This is a genomic window from Pantoea sp. ICBG 1758 (genome assembly GCF_002928325.1).
GTDB lineage: Bacteria > Pseudomonadota > Gammaproteobacteria > Enterobacterales > Enterobacteriaceae > Pantoea > Pantoea eucrina.
The window spans coordinates 120339-138010 of record NZ_POWL01000002.1; the positions used below are offsets into that span (position 1 = coordinate 120339).

The window sequence follows — 17672 nt, forward strand, 5'->3', positions numbered from 1 at the left end:
ATTAACGACGGCGGATCCACGAAAAGCGCGACTGGTATCCACTACTGAAGTGGGTATTGCGCCGGTAGCTGGATCCCGCCTCGGCCATACAGTAGGTACATACGTTGACCGCATCAATCTGTGCCGGCCCGAGTCCGCGCTCTAGCAGGATGCTGCGCGCCAGCCCGGGCAGGCTGAACCACGCCCCCTGCTGCTGCGCCTGCGCCTGCGCACGTACCGCCTGCGGATTCACGGGTTGCTGATGCGTCCACTGCAGCGGCGGCAGATCGCTGCGCTGCTGCATCTGGCGGATACGATCCTCGCCCAGCTCATAACAGCAGGGGCCAATGGCCGGACCGATAGCGACGCAAAGCGTATCGATACTCGCGCCGCGTGCCAGCAGGGCATCCAGCGCGCTTTGCAGAATTCCGCTAAGCGTGCCGTTCAGCCCGGCATGGATCGCCGCCACCTGCTGCTGCACGGGATCGGCAAACAGCACCGGCAGGCAGTCGGCAGTATAAACCGCTACCGGACGGTTATCTTCAGCAATCACACCGTCAGATTCACAGCTTTTTGGCGGCCGGTTTTGTCCCGATAACACCACGCGGGCGCTGTGACGCTGATGTCCGTAAGCGGCAGCCTCAGGTGCAGGCAGACCCGCAGGCTGAAAGGCATACTCCAGCCATGTCAGGCTATCCAGCAGCGCTGAACGCGGACCGCAGATTTTACTCTCCATACTTCTCTCCTGTGACCTGAACGTAACCGGCGACTGCGCACAGCTTACGTTAACCGGTACGTTTTTACAGCGCTCCGGCAGATATCTTTCTCATCACGGCTAACGTCATGCGTTCAGCTTATAGCTGCCCGTATCACAGCGCTGTGTTTCACGATGGCCTGCGCTGAGATTGCCGGGCAGAGCCGGAGTAACTGCATAAAAGAGTGGAACGGTAAATAATTTGACCACTGAAAAAACACCCGGCGGCGCAGGGGATTACGTTTTACCGTCAGAGCCACGCATATTTACATTTTGTGTTAGCTGCCAGGCGCTGGCGGCATTTCATGATATATAACCTGATTTTACGCCAGCGATGAGTGGATAATTTTGATGTTTTCCGGGTAATACAGATTATTGCGCTAAGCATTAATTTTAATAACTAAGAACTATCCTGGTTATAGTGCGATTATTAGCCAGCGCGGTGCACGCTGCTGCCAGATAATATGTATATTTTTGTCAGCCAGCTTCTTGCGTTATTTTTTATAGATTTTTATCCATTGAAATATAATCGCTTTAACTAATTATCCTCTTTTAAATATGCTTGCTTAAACTGACTTATTAATTACCTTTCCTGACTTTTATTTTACAAAACGGCTGCCGTCCCGCGGCGTTAAATAATAAAGATGCAACTTAAATCTTAAGCGGCTATAACCAATTTTTGTGAGGTGAAGCTGCTTTGTCTCCGCTGCGGAGGTTTACGGCCTCCTGCTCAGAGGGCATTTATTATCTGCAAATCAGATACGCAGGCATAAAGAGAAGATGATTGTGATGATACAAAAACCGTTATCAGTGAAATATCGCGGCGCCGTTTTACCCTGTCATGAGCACCGCTCAGGCTATGTTAAATACCCTCTGCGTCATCTGTACCGCAATCAGCTAAGGAGCATGTGCCATGAACGTTAAAACACTGCGGCAGGATATTCCGGCCGGGCTGGTGGTATTTCTGGTGGCGCTGCCGCTTTGCCTGGGCATTGCTCAGGCCAGCGGTCTGCCGCCTTTCGCCGGTCTGCTTACCGGTGTAATTGGCGGGCTGCTGGTAACCGCGCTGAGTCCGTCGCGCTTTGCGGTCAGCGGCCCGGCAGCAGGGCTGGTAACGATTGTGGTGGCGTCCATCCAGACGCTGGGCAGTTTTTCTGCTTTTCTGACCGCGCTGATTCTGGCGGGTGTCCTGCAGTGCCTGCTGGGCCTGCTGCGCGCCGGGCGGTTTATCGCGCTGGTGCCCGGCAGCGTGATTAAAGGCATGCTGGCCGCAATCGGCATTTTGCTGATTATGCAGCAGATTCCGGTGGCGCTGGGCGCAGCCGGAGAGGGCGGGCTGGGGGCGCTTCTGTCAGCCAATACTGCGTTTTCAGCAAGCGCGGCAGGCGTGGCCGCAGCGGGCCTGCTGACGCTCTGGCTCTGGACCACGCCGCTGGTTAAGTCAGTCAGGGTGCTCAGCTGGATCCCCGGTCCGCTGGTGGCGGTGCTGATTGGCTGTATGGCAACCTTCGCCGGAGACCGGCTCTTACCAGCGCTGGGTGACGGGTTACCGCGTATCGTACTGCCTGCGTTTGACAGCCTTAGCGCGCTGGCCGCTGAGCTGGAAACGCCGGACTGGCTGGCGTGGCAGAATCCCGCCGTCTGGGTGGTCGCGATCACGCTGGCGCTGGTCGCCAGCCTGGAGACGCTGCTCAGCCAGGAGGCGCTGAAAAAACTGCGCCCGCAGTATCCGGCTCCTTCGCCTGATAAAGAGATGGTGGCGCAGGGAATAGGTAACTTAACGGCAGGATTACTGGGCGCAATGCCGATTACCGCCGTCATTGTCCGCAGTTCGGTTAACGTCAGCGTTGGTGCACAGAGTAAACTCTCAATTCTGATCCATGGCGTGCTGCTGCTGGTCTGCGGCCTGTGGTTCAGTTCGCTGCTCAACGCGATCCCGCTGGCCAGCCTGGCCGCTGTGCTGCTTTACACCGGCTACAAGCTGGCGACGCCGCGCCTGTTTGCTGAGCAGATCCGGATGGGATGGGCGCAGTCGGTGCCTTTTCTGGCCACGATTGGCGGCATCATCCTGCTGGGGATGCTGGCCGGTATTTTCCTCGGGATCGCCGTGCAGATCCTCTGCAGCATCTATCAGAGCCACCGCAATGCGCTGCAGCTCACCCGCCATGACGATCACTATGTGCTGCACTTTCATCAGAACCTGACGTTTATGCATAACCCTAAGCTGCAGGGCGTGCTGGCAGAAATTCCGGAAAACAGCCTGGTGATTGTGGAGCAGGGTAACGCGGAATATCTCGATCCGGATGTGAAAGCGGTTCTGCGCGACTTTGGCGAAAATGCGCCGGAGCGGGGCATACGGCTGAGCCAGTGGCCGGTAGCCGTTAAGTAGGTGATTATGCCCGGCAAAAATCGGATATCACGGGTAGACGGTTTTTGTTCGGGCGCGGCATAATCGGCGGCAGAACGTCTGCAGGCCGGATGCCTTAGCCAGCCGAACAGGAGAGTAAACCCGAACCTGTTCGCTGAATTGGCACCGCACGATCTGATGTTCAATAGGGGGTGCCACTGCAACGCGGCAACGATTTCAGGTTACAGGATGCGGATGAATGCGCGTTTCGCTGTTTGATGAACATAACGATAAGAAAAATGCTCTCACGCTTTTCTTGATTACGCTCTTTTTCTGTTTTCTTGGCAGCCACCTGCGGGTCCCTGAAGAGTTTTCACTGTTCTGGCCTGTTAATGCGCTGATTGCCGGGCTGATTGTCCGTCAGCCTTTTCTGCATACGCCCTCCAGCTATCTTGTTGCTCTGGCCGCGATGATTTTTAACGACACGGTATTTTCAGGCTGGGCCTTTGCTGCTGTCACAATCAATATCGCCAATATTCTGTTTACGCTTGTCGCGGTCTGTATGCTGATCAGACCGCTGCAGACACCGGCTGCCAGCAGTCAGGTCGTCAATGCGATGCGCATTTTTCCCGCCTGTTTACTCGGGGCCGCTGCCTGTGCGACCTGGGGCGCCTGGGCGCAGGGCATCGATTTCAATGCGCGCTTTGTGGTCGCATGGGCTGACTGGTTCAGCGAACAGATCTCGACCTCGCTGATGCTGCTGCCTGTTATGCTGGCCCGCCCGCTGCGCAGCGTCTCTCTGCGTCAGCTGCTGACGCCGGCGACGCTGCTGCCGCTGCTCGCCGTGGTGCTGTCGCTGACAGCGGGCGCGCTGATTGGCGGCGCCGGCAGTCTGACCTTTCCGGTGCCGGCGCTGATCTGGTGTGCGATTGTGCTGCCTATGCCGGTCACCAGCGTGGTGATCCTGCTGACCGGTATTACAGAGATTGTGCTGGTTTCTCACGGCGTGATGAATATTCAGGGTAACGACGCGCTGTTGCCGATTGGCCACCTTACGTCGGCACGCCTCGGGGTGGCGACCGTTGCGCTGAGCCCGCTGCTGGTGGCGGTCAGTATGGACGCTATCCGTCAGCTTAATCAGCGTCTGGCGCTGCGGGCAAACGTCGATGTGCTGACGCAGCAGCTGTCGCGCTCCGGCCTGTATGAACAGCTGAAACAGATGCCGTTTTCTCTGCAGCGCCATACCGGCGTGATCATGCTGGATGTCGATTACTTCAAAACCATTAACGACAACTTCGGACACGACGCCGGTGACAGCGTGCTGGAAGAGATTGGGCGACGTATCCAACAGGTGGCGCAGCAGCAGGGCATGATCTGCCGCTTTGGCGGCGAAGAGTTTGTGATTGTGGTGTTTGATGCCGTGCCGGAACAGCTCTACCGGCTGGCGGAGTCCGTGCGCCAGGCGCTGGCGCGCGAAAAGTTCTGGATCAAAGGAAACAGCGTGACGGTGACGGCCAGCATGGGCCTGGCGTGGGATTGCGCGCGGCACGAGCGGGAGTGGCCGGAGGTGATTAACCGGCTGATTTCCGCAGCAGATAAACATCTCTATAGCGCCAAGCGCAACGGACGTAACCAGGTGGCGCCCGCCGCCGCGCTGAGCGCCAGTCATGTGGCCTGAGCGCCGCTTACATCGTGCTGGCTAAGCGCTGACGCTGCTGATGTCGCGCCTGCGCCAGCTCAATCAGGCGGCTGATCAGATCGCGATAGCTCAGATCCACCGCCTGCCACAGCTTGGGATACATGCTGATATTGGTAAAGCCGGGCAGGGTATTCACTTCGTTCACCACGATCTCGTCGCGATCCGTCAGAAACACATCGACACGCGCCATGCCAAAACATTCAAGCGCTTTGAAGGCGGCCAGCGCGGTTGCCTGAATAGCCGCGCTGTTTTCCCGGCTGATGTTTGCCGGCACTACCACCTGCGCACCGCTGGCGTTGATATATTTGGTGTCATAGGCGTAGAACGCATCCTGCACCACTACTTCTCCGCACGGGCTCGCTTCCGGCGCGTCGTTACCCAGCACCGCGCACTCAATCTCACGCCCGTTAATCCCTGTTTCAATCAGGATTTTGCGGTCAAAACGAAACGCTAAATCGGCAGCAGCGTTAAACTCAGCGGCATCGGTAACTTTGCTGACGCCCACCGACGATCCCTGATTAGCCGGTTTGATAAACAGCGGCAGGCCCAGCTGCGCAATGACCGCTGCCGCGTCCAGCGTGTCGCGCTCTGCCTGGGTCACGCTGATCCACGGCGCAACGCGAAGACCGGCATCACGCAGCAGACGCTTGGTAAAATCTTTATCCATGCTCACAGCGGACCCCAGTACATCCGAGCCGACAAACGGGACATCCGCCATGCGCAGCAGCCCCTGCAGTGAGCCATCTTCCCCCTGCGTACCGTGCACAATCGGAAAAATGACATCCAGATGAGGCAGCGGCTCCGCCTGCTCACAGCCGATAAACTGCGCCCGCTCGCCTCCGGGTATCAGCGCCACGGCTTCTCCCTCCGGGTGCAGCGCAATGCGCGCCGGATCCGTAGCGTTGAGCAGAAAGCGGCCGGCGTCATAGCGCCGCCAGCGGCCCTGTTTATCAATGCCCAGCAGCACCGCGTCATATTTCTGCGGGTCCAGCGCATCCAGAATATTTTTTGCTGATTGTAATGAGACTTCATGCTCAGCAGATTTGCCGCCGAAGACAATCCCTACGCGCTGTTTTGCCATTGTTTCTTATCCGATTGCAGTTAAGCGAGCAGCTAAGATAGCACGCGTATTCCGGGTCAGGGGAGCGCAAATCGCATCAGAACGGCGCGCCTGCTGCCGTGCTCCCGCTGTTGCAAAAAACGGTCAATCATCCCTAAACAGACGGGAAATCAGTTTGATTACGCGACTTTCTGTGCTTAAAATCGCGGCGGTTTACTTAACAGGAGCACTCTCTTGGACAACTGTCCCAAACGATCGCAAAAGGCGTCCGCGCTAAGATAGTGTTCCCGCTGTCTTAACCGCGCGTTGAGATGGCATATTCCCTCCCGAATGGCCTCTGTTCATCTGCTGCCTCACGTGCAGCACGTCGCCCGCTGCGATCCATTCTTTCATTCTGAGCTGTTGTCAGCGTCTGCTGACATGCGGAGGATAAAATGGACTGGAAAATTTTCCTGCTGCGGGTGACTGCAGCACTGATTCTGGGTGCGCTGATCGGCAGCGAACGCCAGCTGCGGCAGCGCATGACCGGCCTGCGCACCAACGCGCTGGTCAGCACCGGTGCCTGCCTGTTTGTACTGATGACGCAGAGCGTACCTGGTATTGCCCATGACGCATCGCGCATCGCCGCCTACGTGGTCTCCGGCATCGGCTTTCTCGGTGGCGGCGTGATTATGCGTGATGGCCTGAACGTGCGCGGACTCAACACCGCTGCCACGCTCTGGTGCACGGCGGCAGTTGGGGTGCTGTGCAGCATGGGGCTGCTGCTGGAGGCGGCTATCGGCACCCTGATCATCCTGTGCGCTAACATTCTGCTGCGCGAACTGACGCGGAGCATCAACCGTCAGACGCTGGTGCCGGCCGCCGAAGCGGTGCAGCACTATACGGTGCAGATCACCTGCCTGGCGCAGGATGAGGTGCAGGTACGCAGCCTGATGCTGCACAGTTTAGGCAACAGCGATCTGCGCCTGCAATCGCTGCAGAGTGAAGATATCGACAGCTCGCAGCGCATGATGGTCAGCGCCGAAGTGCTGGGTAAGCCCAATCTGACCCAGCAGCTGGAAAATCTTGTCAGCCGCATCAGCCTGGAGAAGGGCGTCAGTGCGGTGCGCTGGCAGGTGTGCGGTATGGAGCGCGATTAAAAGCGTCTGGTTTTACCTGCTTGTTAATTACATCGAGGAACTGTTCCATAAAAAAACAGTTAAAATATAATGATCAAGTTAACTGCGCAGAGGTCTCATAACCTGGCGGAATGAAAAATACAATCGATTAATTTTCAGATAAATCTGAACAATGTTTTAAAAATCAATTTCAATGACTTAAGTCGAATTTCCGCTTTTTTTCTATATAAATCAATTATAAGAATTTAACCCATGCGGTTGATTTATTAATCCGGCCTATTTTATATTCACGCCATACCCCTAAGGAAGCAGAAGGGTTATCTGTTTTTTTCGCCATTTTTACAGGAGTAAATATGAGCAATTCTTATCAAAACGAGATCCCTAAAGCACGTATTAATCTGCGCCTTGACCTGCATACCGGCGGGGCACAGAAGAAAACTGAGCTGCCGCTGAAACTGCTGGTGACAGGCGATTTCAGCAACGGCAGAGATAAGCGTGTAGTTTCTGAACGCGAAAAAATCAGCGTCAACAAAAACAACTTTGACAGCGTGCTGAGCGAGTTTTCACCTGCGGTAAATTACGCTGTACCAGACGCCGTCGCCGCTGACGGTAGCGAACAACAGGTCAGCCTGACATTTCGCAGCATGAAGGACTTCGAGCCGGAACAGGTTGCCCGTCAAATCCCGCAGCTCAATGTGATGCTGGCCATGCGCAACCTGCTGCGCGATCTGAAATCCAACCTGCTCGACAATGCGACCTTTCGCAAAGAGTTTGAAACCATTCTCAGAGATCCGGCCCTGAGCCGTGAACTGCGCAGCGAGCTTTCTGCCCTCGCCAGTAACCACGACTGAATTCTCCCCTTAACGGACTAATACGAGAGACAATCCTGATGTCAGTTCAGAATGAAACCCTGTCTGCGGGCAGTGCCGCCGTGCCGCAGCGCCCGGCAGCGGAGGGCGTTTACGCCTCGCTGTTTGATAAAATCAATCTCAATCCGGTCTCTGAACTCAGCGATCTGAACGTCTGGCAGGATAGTCAGGCGCTGTCAGACGCCTCGGCCGATGAGCGCGTTACCGCGGCCATACAGGTGCTGCTTACCCGTCTGAAAAGCAGCAACACACAGGTTGAGAAACTCGACAAGCATCTGCTGGATCACCACATTGCTGAGCTTGATGCGCAGATTAGCCGTCAGCTGGATGCAGTGATGCACCATGAGGCGTTTCAGAAGGTTGAGTCGGTGTGGCGCGGCCTTAAATCCCTGGTAGATAAAACCGACTTTCGTCAGAACGTGAAGCTCGACGTGCTGGACATATCGAAAGATGACCTGCGCCAGGATTTTGAAGATGCGCCGGAAATAGTCCAGAGCGGTCTCTATTTGCAGACCTACGTTGCCGAATACGATATGCCAGGCGGTGAGCCGATTGGGGCAGTCATTTCAGCCTATGAGTTTGATGCATCCGCACAGGATATCGCGCTGCTGCGCAACATCTCTAAAGTGGCAGCCTCTGCGCATATGCCGTTTATCGGTTCAGCAGGTCCGGCGTTCTTCCTGAAAGACTCCATGGAAGAGGTCGCGGCCATTAAGGATATCGGCAACTACTTTGATCGCGCTGAGTACATCAGGTGGAAATCTTTCCGCGAAACCGATGATGCCCGCTATATCGGCCTGACCATGCCGCGCGTGCTGGGTCGTCTGCCCTGGGGCCCCGACACCATGCCGGTACGCAGTTTTAACTACGCGGAGGAGGTGAAAGGCCCGGACCACGAGAAATATCTGTGGGTAAACGCCGCGTTCGCTTTTGCCGCAAATATGGTGAGAAGTTTCATCAGCAACGGCTGGTGCGTACAAATTCGCGGTCCACAGGCGGGCGGCGCAGTAGATGACCTGCCTATTCATCTTTACGATCTCGGCACCGGCAACCAGGTGAAAATCCCGTCAGAGGTGATGATCCCGGAAACCCGCGAGTTTGAGTTTGCGAACCTCGGCTTTATTCCGCTCTCGTACTATAAGAATCGCGACTACGCCTGCTTCTTCTCGGCAAACTCCACGCAGAAACCGGCGCTGTATGACACGGCTGACGCTACGGCAAACAGCCGTATCAATGCCCGCCTGCCCTATATCTTCCTGCTGTCGCGTATTGCGCACTACCTGAAGCTGATTCAGCGCGAGAACATCGGAACCACCAAAGATCGTCGCCTGCTGGAGCTGGAGCTCAATAACTGGATAAAAACGCTGGTGACGGAGATGACAAATCCGGGCGATGCGCTGCAGGCTTCGCACCCGCTGCGTGAAGCAAAAGTGGTGGTGGAAGACATTGAGGACAATCCAGGCTTCTTCCGCGTGAAGCTGTTTGCGGTGCCGCACTTTCAGGTGGAAGGCATGGACGTCAACCTGTCACTGGTATCCCGGATGCCAAAAGCGAAAGCGTAAGGCGGCCATCCGGAATGAAAATTTACCGTCCGTTATGGGAAGAGGGCGCGTTTCTGACGCCGCAGCAGTTCCAGCAGCAGGCGATGTGGGACGCGCATGTGGCCGGTACCGTCGCAGGTATGACGCTGGCTCATCCATGGGGAGTGCTGTGTGCAGAGTTCGATGACGGCGCGCTGGCACTCTCAAAACTGAATGCGACGCGCATTGCCGTCCGTTTTACCGATGGCACGCTGGTTGATACCCGCCTGGCTGATGCGCTTCCGCCAGTTTGTGACTTAACGAACGTCACAGATCGGGATTGTGTGGAGGTGGTGCTGGCATTACCGCTCATCAACGCAAGCGGCGGTAATCTGGTCAACGATGCCGAAAGCGAGCGTCCGCGCCGCTGGGTCGCCGCCCGGGAGCGCGTGCAGGAACTGGCCGGTCATGAGATCACGGAGATTGCGGTGCAGCGTTATGCCCTGCGGCTGCGGCTGGCGCATCAAGAAAACGCTGCATATCTGACCTGTCCGGTAGCCCGTCTTAAGCGCAATGCGCAGGGAGAGTGGGTACGCGACGCGGCATTTATCCCGCCCATGCTGGCACTGACTGCCTGTCCGGCGCTGGTTACGGGGCTGGGTGACCTGCTGCACCGCCTGCAGGCGCGGCGTCAGCATCTGATGCAGCTGCGCCGCGAAAGCAATGAGCGTATGGCGGACTTTGCCGTATCCGACGTTTCTCTGTTCTGGCTGCTGAATGCGCTGAACAGCGCCGATCCGGTACTGACAGAGCTGCACCACGCGCCGTCACGTCATCCTGAACTGCTTTATCGCGAGCTGGTGCGGCTGGCAGGCAGCCTGCTGACGTTTTCCCTCAGCAATACGCCGGATGAGATCCCACGCTACCGGCATGAGCTGCCGGAGCAGGTTTTCCCGCCGCTCTTTATGCTACTGGACACGCTGCTGGAGGCGAGTCTGCCTTCCCGTGTTATCGCCATTGAGCTGGAGAATCAGGGCGTACTGTGGAAGGGAAAGCTGCACGATGCCCGTTTGCGCGAAGGGGCCGATTTTTATCTCTCTGTTCGATCGTCTCTGCCAAATCACGAACTTCAGGCGCGTTTTCCGCTGCTGTGCAAGGCTGGCAGCCACGCTGACGTTTCTGAAGTGGTGAATATTGCCCTGAGCGGTATGACCATCCGCCCGCTAGCCCATGTGCCTGCGGCTATTCCGCTGCGCCTTGAGAACCAGTACTTTGCGCTGGATCTTTCAACGGATGCGGCGAAGGCGATGCTTGCCTCCGGCGGCTGTACTTTTTATACCCCGGAATCGCTGGGTGAGCTGAAGCTGGAACTCTACGCGGTGCTGCGCTCATGAATAATCTTAACAAACTGACGGAACGACTCTTTTTTCAGGGCTGGCTGATGGTAAGCCAGCTGCGAGGCGGGCAGCAAATTGAAAACGGAGACGCGCTCTATCGTGAGGCGGTTAACTGGGTCAAGTCAGCCCGTGAAGCGCTGTCAGAAGCCGGAGTCAGCGAGGCCAGCTGCGACCATATGTTATATGCCTTCTGCGTGTTGCTGGATGAGGCGGTACTGAACCGGGGAGTTCAGGATGATGGCTGGGCTCGCTGGAGCCGTGATCCGCTGCAGGTGCGTTTTTTTGGCTCCCTGAACGGCGGGGAAGCGTTATGGGATCGCATCCGTACCGTGCTGCATGAGCCAGCGCCGGAGATCGCTGTCCTGACCTGCTTTTACCGCACGCTGCAGCTGGGTTTCGTCGGGCACTATCGCGCTCAGGATGATGAACGCCGTGAGGATGTGGTGAATGCGCTGGCTGCGCGGGTGCCGCCGTTTACGCTGCCGGAAGATGCACCGCTGGTTATCCGGCCCGCAGGTCTGCGCACCGGACGCCGCGTTTACTGGCTGAGCTGGGGAGTGGCCGTGATGCTGCTCGCCGGACTCTGGTTCGTGCTGGAGTCAGCGCTGGCAGATATGGTGTCGCACATTGCGGGGGCGCAGTAATGTTCCGACCCGATTCACGTCAGGGCCTGGTGCTGCTGGGGAGCGGACTTGCCCTGCTGCTGGTAGTGGAGTACTGGGGTCTGAAGCCGCTGAACAGGGCGATGTTCTGCGGACTGATACTGCTGGTATCTGCGTTTATTCTGTGGCGGTTGCAGCGGTCCACCTCTGACAGTCACTCTGCTGCAGATGCCAGCCTGCCACCTGAAACCTGGCGCCGGCCGGTGATCCTCGTGACAGGAGACACCGCGCTGCTGTTTGGCGAGCGGGACCACCATGAGAGCGGGCAGGGATGGTATCTGAACGTTCGCCAGCCCGGTGAGTTATCCGCGCTGGCGGAACGGCTGGCTCTTCACTCTCCGTCACTGATGCCGCAGCTGTCAGTAATGCTGGCAATCGTCCCCGGACTGCACACCTCCGCAGAGATATTTACACAGCAGCAGTGCGTGTGGCTGCGGGCATATCTGCAGTGCCGCCGCGTGCTGAGCGGACTGCCGCCGCTCCGGACGGTGATATGGAGTTCGTCCGGGGATAGCGGCACATACTGGTTCAGCCTGACGGCCGACCATCCAGAGCTGCAGTTTCATCCGGACAAACGTGCCCGCCTTTCACTGAGTGAATGGGCAGCACAGGATGCGCACTCTGTTCACCACGCGCTCAGGCTGCAAAGCGTGATGCAGTGGTATGCGGGGCAGTTTGCCGCTTCGCACTCAGCGCGCCCCTGCCAGATCGGTCTCTGCCTGACGCCGTCGCCGGCGCTGGCGGACAACCTGTGGCAGCAGCATGTTGCCGGGCTGACCACGCTTTCATCTGAAAACAACGAATCCCCGCTTTCACTACCGCTGCCGGATCGCCTTCTGTCCGGCCTGGCGCGGCGGCCGGGGATCAGCCGCTGGCTACGCAAATTGCGCATAGCTGGCCTGATGCTGGGTTTGTTTCTGGCACTCGCCATGCTTTTTTCTTTCATTCACAACCAGCGCCTCATACAGAGCGTGACCGATCACCTTGACCTGTGGCGCAGCCTGCCTGATGACGCCATTGCGGCGAAAACCCTTGCGCGCAATGCGCTTATCCGCGATCGCGCGCTGCTGGATGAGTGGCAGCGCAGCGGTGAGCCGATGCGGTTTGGTATGGGGCTCTATCAGGGCATGCGGCTGACCGCACCGGTGAATGCGGCCATACACCGCTGGGCACCGCCCCCGCCGCCGGCCCCGGTTATCCGGCAGGTCGTACAGGGGCCAGAAACGGTGCGCCTTGACAGCCTGTCGCTATTTGAATCGGGCAGGGCAACGCTAAAAACCGATTCCGGCAAGGTGCTGCTCCACGCGCTGGTGAATATCAAAGCCCGGCCCGGCTGGCTGATTGTGATAGCCGGCCACACCGACAGTACCGGCAGTGCACAAGCTAATCAGCTGCTTTCACTGAGACGCGCGGAAGCCGTGCGCAACTGGATGCGCGACACCGGCGACGTGCCGGAGAGCTGTTTTGCGGTGCAGGGTTACGGTCATGACCGCCCGCTTGCCGCCAACGACACCGCGGCGGGTCGCGCGCGTAACCGTCGCGTCGAAATCAGTCTGGTACCGCAGGCTGACGCCTGTCACGTAGCGGACGGACTCACCCGGTCATCACAGGATGATGGCCATTCTTAATCTGAAAAGGAGCAATACCATGGCAATTCCGGTTTATCTGTGGCTGAAGAATGATGGCGGAGCGGACATCAAAGGGTCTGTAGATGTGAAGAGTCGCGAGGGCAGCATTGAGGTGGTGGCACAGGAGCATAACCTGTACATCCCTACCGACAACAATACCGGCAAGCTGACCGGCACTCGTATTCATACGCCCTTTCTGCTCACTAAAGAAATCGACGCGTCAAGCCCGTATCTCTACAAAGCGGTAACCACCGGACAGACTCTGAAATCGGCGGAGTTCAAATGGTATCGCATCAACGACGCGGGTCAGGAAGTTGAGTACTTCAACACAAAGCTTGAGAACGTGAAGGTGGTGAAGGTGAATCCGGTGATGCACGACACCAAAGATCCGGCAAAGGAGAAGCACAACCATCTGGAGCACGTTGAGCTGCGCTACGAAAAGATCACCTGGACCTATAAAGAAGGCAACATCATCCACTCCGATTCCTGGAGCGAACGCGCTACCGCGTAACTGATTCACCCTGCTCAGGGCGTTGTGCTCTGAGCACCTGCAAATGGAGGCGTTATGTCGCATCTCGCTAACTGGGCGACCAACTGGCAGAAAGATCCGCGTTTCAGCAAGAACTATACGGAACGCCTGATTGAAAAAGCGTGTGCCATCGATTCTCAGCTTAATGATGCTTATTGCAGCGGTACGCTCAAGGTGATTGCCGGACCACACCGGAAAGCGGGGCCAAATGGCGGCGGTGATGCCCGCTGGCATATGACACTGCAACCGGATACGGGCAGCTCCTGCTGGCACGTCATTCTGGATAACAGCGTCACCCGGCCAATTGATATCAATAAAAGAGAGCACCTCGGCCACAGTTTTTAACCCCTCTGTGGCGACACCTGTCGCCACGTTCAGTGAGCGTTTTTACACCAGCGCTCAGCCAATCCTGTTTTTAAGCCTTATGGGCCTCGGTGAACGGCCAGGGGCGGTAGCGTGCCTGAAACGGAGAGAAAATATATGGAACATGCGTCTGCAGCGCTGCTGCGCCGGCTTAACCCTTTCTGCGCGCGTGCGCTGGAGGCCGCTGCCTCACTGTGCCAGATCCGCGCACATGCAGAAATCTTACCTGAGCACTGGCTGCTTAAACTGCTGGAGCAGGGAGAAGGGGACATCACGGTCATCGCGCGTCGCTACGAGTGGGACATGGATGACGTCTGGCAGGATCTGCTGAGCTTTCTCAACGATCGGCCACGTCAGGTGTGTGGCCGGCCAGCGCTGTCGGCCCGTCTGCACCATCTGCTAAAGGAGGCCTGGCTGGCTGCCTCGATGGCCGGGGAGGAGCGTATCCGCAGCCTGCACCTGCTGCTCGCCATGGCCGATCATCACGGGCTGATGTGCTGTGCTGCACTCTGGCCGGTTCTTACCCTGGATCGGCCCCGGATAACGGCGCTGCGCCCGCTGCTGGATGCGCAATCGGATGAAAACCAGGCGGAGCCGCAGCGTATACCGGATATCACCGTTCAGCCGTCCGATCTTCCCGGAGAAAAAAAACCCGCTGCCTCAGAGGCGCTATGCCGCTTTACCCGCGACATGACTGCTGATGCGCGCGACGGAAAGATCGACCCGGTATACGGGCGCGATAATGAAATCCGCCAGATGGTGGATATTCTCTCCCGCCGCCGCAAGAACAACCCGATTCTGGTGGGCGAGCCGGGCGTGGGTAAAACTGCGCTGGTGGAAGGGCTGGCGCTGCGCATTGCCGAAGGCAACGTGCCGGAGAGTCTTAGCACGGTCAGCGTGCGCACGCTTGACCTCGGTATGCTGCAGGCGGGGGCGGGCGTAAAGGGCGAGTTTGAGCAGCGCCTCAAAACCATCATTACTGAGATACAGCAGGCGGAGCAGCCGGTGCTGCTATTCATTGACGAAGCGCACACCCTCATCGGTGCCGGTAATCAGGCCGGTGGCGCAGATGCGGCTAACCTGCTCAAACCCGCGCTGGCGCGTGGCGAGCTACGTACTATCGCGGCTACCACCTGGAGTGAGTACAAGCAGTATTTTGAAAAGGACGCCGCGCTGGAGCGTCGCTTTCAGAGGATAAAAGTCGATGAACCGGATGATGAAACTGCCTGCCTGATGCTCAGAGGCCTGAAATCGCGTTACGCAAAGCATCATGACGTACATATTAGCGATGCCGCCGTCCGCGCGGCCGTTACGCTTTCCCGGCGTTACCTGACCGGACGACAGCTGCCTGATAAGGCAGTAGACCTGCTGGATACCGCGAGCGCCCGCGTACGTATGAGTCAGGATACGGTGCCGGAAGCCATCACGCGGTTACGTGCCCGCACGGACGCGCTGAACGTTGAGAAACGCGCCATTCTGGATGATGAAGCGCTGGGCGCTCCCGTTCAGGCAGGGCGCATGCATGACATTCTGAGCGAGCTGGCCCGCGCTGAGGAACGCCTTGAACAGCTGGAGCTGCGTTACCAGGCCGAGCGCGAAATGATGGAGACGCTACTGGCCTGTCGTCAGGACACAACGCAGAACGTCAGGCGTGGCACGTTACACTCTGCCCTGCAGACGCTGCAGCAGGGTGAGCCGCTGATCACGCTGGACGTAGACGCGCGTACGGTAGCGGGCGTCATTGCCGACTGGACCGGTGTACCGATCTCTTCCTTAATGAAGAATGAGCAGACGGCGCTGCTGACACTGGAAAAGACGCTGGAAACCCGCGTGGCAGGACAGCCGGCAGCGCTGAATGCCATCGCACAGCGACTGCGGGCGTCGAAAACCGGCCTGACCGCTGAGAACGGCCCGCTGGGCGTGTTTCTGCTGGTGGGCACCAGCGGAACTGGTAAGACAGAGACGGCGCTGGCGCTGGCTGACACGCTGTACGGCGGCGAAAAGTCGCTGATCACCATTAATCTCTCCGAGTACCAGGAGGCGCATACGGTGAGCCAGCTCAAGGGCTCGCCGCCGGGCTACGTGGGCTATGGTCAGGGCGGCGTACTGACCGAAGCAGTGCGCCAGCGCCCGTATAGTGTGATCCTGCTTGATGAGGTGGAGAAAGCGCACCGCGACGTGGTTAACCTGTTTTATCAGGTATTTGACCGGGGCTTTATGCGCGACGGCGAGGGACGGGAAATTGATTTCCGCAATACGGTTATCCTGATGACCTCCAATCTCGGCAGCGACGCGCTAATGCGGTTGCTCAGTGAACAGCCGGACGCCAGCGAGGCGGATCTGCAGCAACTGCTGCGCCCGATTATCCGCGACCATTTCCAGCCGGCACTGCTGGCACGCTTCCAGACGGTAATTTACCGCCCGCTGAGCCGTGACACGATGCGTATCATCGTTGAAACGAAGCTTGAGAAGGTCAGAGATCGCCTGCAGCGTCACTACGGCCTGCATACGGATATCACAGACGCGCTCTGTGATGCCCTCACCGCCGCCTGCCTGCTGCCGGATACCGGCGCGCGCAACGTTGACAGCCTGCTCAGCCAGCAGATTTTGCCGGTTGTGAGCAGGCAAATCCTCGCCTGGCAGGCGGCGGGCTCTTGTCCGCAGCAGCTATCTATGACGTGGACAGAAGATGAAGGTTTCGTGCTGGTGTTTAGAGAATAGTAACTTATGGGCAGTACAAAAAATATTGCCAGAGATATGCTTGATGCGATTAATCTTGATGACTCAGGACTATTGGTGAATTTCACCAAAGGATTTATTTCTTTTTCGGTGAGCATGGCTTACCTGAGTTATGATTACATAGATACTGAACGTCGCAGAAATAACAGTAACGATAAATATCGGATAGCAGAGTTAGTTAAGCAGGGCGTTTTCAGAAAAGAGGTTGTTGAGAAAATCGTCAGCGTTTTTATTGATGATTTTACTTCAAGAATCAATTTTGAAAAGGTAAGGGATGTTGCAGACAAAACTGGCGTTAATATTATGGGCCGATTGTCTTTCTCCCATCTGACAGGTGTCAATCTGGGACGTGCTCTGACAGCTAATGCTACAAATGCTATATTCTCTGGCACGATAATTGGCTCACTATTATACCTTGGTAGCGAAGCATCGAGAGCAATTTATACATCAAGAAATCTTGAGTCAGCTAATCCGGTCATTTACTCCAGACTAAGACGCATGGGTAATCTGGATTTACTCTATTTTGTTGTTAAAGATACTGTTGCTCCCTTTGAAAGAGCCTGCAATATACATAAAGAAAACCCTCTTGAGTTTGACGAGTTATGTAGACATTTTTTTAATGGTTTAAAAGGTTAATTTTATCTGCCTGAGAGTATGGTAAGAGGAGTCATGAAAAATTCTTTGATAAAACGCATAGGCTTAACTTTGGCATCACTCGCTGTCAGGGCAATAGGCTCAATGCTGATGGCGACAGGTTTGGTTATGTCAATCTGGTATGTTTTCTTTTCAAATAGCGATTATCGCTATGTCATAATTGCTATTTTGTTCTTGCTGGTATATGCAGGTTATAGTTTGATTAAATTTAGCTTTGAAAAAATGCATAATGAATTTGATATTCACTATTAAGTTTTTCTCATGCGGAAATTTAATTATTTAAACACTTTAGCTGACCTGCGTTTTTCCACCGGCTATGGAAGCACACAGACACCCCCGGTGGGAATTGATCTT

Annotated in this window: 15 protein-coding genes; 13 read left to right on the forward strand and 2 right to left on the reverse strand. The window is 56.6% G+C overall.

The window, feature by feature from the left end; genetic code table 11:
• Position 1 precedes the first annotated feature (1 nt).
• A complete protein-coding gene (locus C1Y41_RS10245) occupies positions 2–715 on the reverse strand; it encodes a polyphenol oxidase family protein (RefSeq protein ID WP_039380486.1) in 714 nt (237 codons plus the stop codon).
• A 931-nt stretch (positions 716–1646) separates the two neighbouring features.
• On the opposite strand from C1Y41_RS10245, the gene C1Y41_RS10250 reads away from it, so the two are divergent.
• Positions 1647–3122: a SulP family inorganic anion transporter gene (locus tag C1Y41_RS10250; RefSeq protein WP_104085397.1), complete on the forward strand. Its 1476-nt coding sequence runs from the start codon at positions 1647–1649 to the stop codon at positions 3120–3122.
• Between the two features lie 217 nt (positions 3123–3339).
• Entirely contained in the window at positions 3340–4758 is a 1419-nt protein-coding gene (locus tag C1Y41_RS10255) for a GGDEF domain-containing protein (RefSeq protein ID WP_094111012.1), read from the forward strand.
• A 7-nt stretch (positions 4759–4765) separates the two neighbouring features.
• Here C1Y41_RS10255 and ddlA read toward each other — a convergent pair whose 3' ends face one another.
• A complete protein-coding gene (gene ddlA, locus C1Y41_RS10260) occupies positions 4766–5860 on the reverse strand; it encodes a D-alanine--D-alanine ligase (protein ID WP_104085398.1) in 1095 nt (364 codons plus the stop codon).
• Positions 5861–6273: 413 nt separating this feature from the next.
• Between ddlA and C1Y41_RS10265 the strand changes: the two genes are divergently transcribed.
• The 11 genes from C1Y41_RS10265 (at position 6274) to C1Y41_RS19905 (ending at position 17570) form a co-directional block, all read left to right on the forward strand.
• Positions 6274–6978, forward strand: coding sequence for an MgtC/SapB family protein (locus C1Y41_RS10265; RefSeq protein WP_039380478.1), 705 nt, complete (start codon positions 6274–6276; stop codon positions 6976–6978).
• A gap of 332 nt (positions 6979–7310) precedes the next feature.
• A complete protein-coding gene (tssB, locus tag C1Y41_RS10270) occupies positions 7311–7808 on the forward strand; it encodes a type VI secretion system contractile sheath small subunit (protein WP_104085399.1) in 498 nt (165 codons plus the stop codon).
• Between the two features lie 38 nt (positions 7809–7846).
• Entirely contained in the window at positions 7847–9388 is a 1542-nt protein-coding gene (gene tssC / locus C1Y41_RS10275; RefSeq protein ID WP_186368984.1) for a type VI secretion system contractile sheath large subunit, read from the forward strand.
• A gap of 14 nt (positions 9389–9402) precedes the next feature.
• Positions 9403–10740: a type VI secretion system baseplate subunit TssK gene (tssK, locus tag C1Y41_RS10280; RefSeq protein WP_039380472.1), complete on the forward strand. Its 1338-nt coding sequence runs from the start codon at positions 9403–9405 to the stop codon at positions 10738–10740.
• Entirely contained in the window at positions 10737–11387 is a 651-nt protein-coding gene (tssL, locus tag C1Y41_RS10285; protein WP_071669200.1) for a type VI secretion system protein TssL, short form, read from the forward strand. Before tssK ends, tssL begins: the two co-directional genes overlap by 4 nt.
• Positions 11387–13033, forward strand: coding sequence for an OmpA family protein (locus tag C1Y41_RS10290; protein ID WP_199181691.1), 1647 nt, complete (start codon positions 11387–11389; stop codon positions 13031–13033). Before tssL ends, C1Y41_RS10290 begins: the two co-directional genes overlap by 1 nt.
• A gap of 19 nt (positions 13034–13052) precedes the next feature.
• The gene (locus C1Y41_RS10295) at positions 13053–13544 is read left to right on the forward strand and encodes an Hcp family type VI secretion system effector (RefSeq protein ID WP_039380468.1); all 492 of its coding nucleotides are present in this window, start codon (positions 13053–13055) and stop codon (positions 13542–13544) included.
• A gap of 54 nt (positions 13545–13598) precedes the next feature.
• Positions 13599–13907: a hypothetical protein gene (locus C1Y41_RS10300; protein WP_039380466.1), complete on the forward strand. Its 309-nt coding sequence runs from the start codon at positions 13599–13601 to the stop codon at positions 13905–13907.
• A gap of 135 nt (positions 13908–14042) precedes the next feature.
• Entirely contained in the window at positions 14043–16646 is a 2604-nt protein-coding gene (tssH, locus tag C1Y41_RS10305) for a type VI secretion system ATPase TssH (protein ID WP_104085401.1), read from the forward strand.
• 6 nt (positions 16647–16652) lie between these two features.
• Positions 16653–17300 (forward strand): hypothetical protein, encoded by a 648-nt coding sequence (locus tag C1Y41_RS10310; RefSeq protein WP_104085402.1) that lies wholly within the window; start codon positions 16653–16655, stop codon positions 17298–17300.
• A 33-nt stretch (positions 17301–17333) separates the two neighbouring features.
• The gene (locus C1Y41_RS19905; RefSeq protein WP_146065235.1) at positions 17334–17570 is read left to right on the forward strand and encodes a hypothetical protein; all 237 of its coding nucleotides are present in this window, start codon (positions 17334–17336) and stop codon (positions 17568–17570) included.
• Positions 17571–17672 lie beyond the last annotated feature (102 nt).

Excerpts from the sequence above, each read along its gene's own strand:
- C1Y41_RS10245 (WP_039380486.1), bottom strand. The coding sequence starts at position 715 with ATGGAGAGTAAAATCTGCGGTCCGCGTTCAGCGCTGCTGGATAGCCTG.
- C1Y41_RS10250 (WP_104085397.1), top strand. The coding sequence starts at position 1,647 with ATGAACGTTAAAACACTGCGGCAGGATATTCCGGCCGGGCTGGTGGTA.
- C1Y41_RS10255 (WP_094111012.1), top strand. The coding sequence starts at position 3,340 with ATGCGCGTTTCGCTGTTTGATGAACATAACGATAAGAAAAATGCTCTC.
- ddlA (WP_104085398.1), bottom strand. The coding sequence starts at position 5,860 with ATGGCAAAACAGCGCGTAGGGATTGTCTTCGGCGGCAAATCTGCTGAG.
- C1Y41_RS10265 (WP_039380478.1), top strand. The coding sequence starts at position 6,274 with ATGGACTGGAAAATTTTCCTGCTGCGGGTGACTGCAGCACTGATTCTG.
- tssB (WP_104085399.1), top strand. The coding sequence starts at position 7,311 with ATGAGCAATTCTTATCAAAACGAGATCCCTAAAGCACGTATTAATCTG.
- tssC (WP_186368984.1), top strand. The coding sequence starts at position 7,847 with ATGTCAGTTCAGAATGAAACCCTGTCTGCGGGCAGTGCCGCCGTGCCG.
- tssK (WP_039380472.1), top strand. The coding sequence starts at position 9,403 with ATGAAAATTTACCGTCCGTTATGGGAAGAGGGCGCGTTTCTGACGCCG.
- tssL (WP_071669200.1), top strand. The coding sequence starts at position 10,737 with ATGAATAATCTTAACAAACTGACGGAACGACTCTTTTTTCAGGGCTGG.
- C1Y41_RS10290 (WP_199181691.1), top strand. The coding sequence starts at position 11,387 with ATGTTCCGACCCGATTCACGTCAGGGCCTGGTGCTGCTGGGGAGCGGA.
- C1Y41_RS10295 (WP_039380468.1), top strand. The coding sequence starts at position 13,053 with ATGGCAATTCCGGTTTATCTGTGGCTGAAGAATGATGGCGGAGCGGAC.
- C1Y41_RS10300 (WP_039380466.1), top strand. The coding sequence starts at position 13,599 with ATGTCGCATCTCGCTAACTGGGCGACCAACTGGCAGAAAGATCCGCGT.
- tssH (WP_104085401.1), top strand. The coding sequence starts at position 14,043 with ATGGAACATGCGTCTGCAGCGCTGCTGCGCCGGCTTAACCCTTTCTGC.
- C1Y41_RS10310 (WP_104085402.1), top strand. The coding sequence starts at position 16,653 with ATGGGCAGTACAAAAAATATTGCCAGAGATATGCTTGATGCGATTAAT.
- C1Y41_RS19905 (WP_146065235.1), top strand. The coding sequence starts at position 17,334 with ATGAAAAATTCTTTGATAAAACGCATAGGCTTAACTTTGGCATCACTC.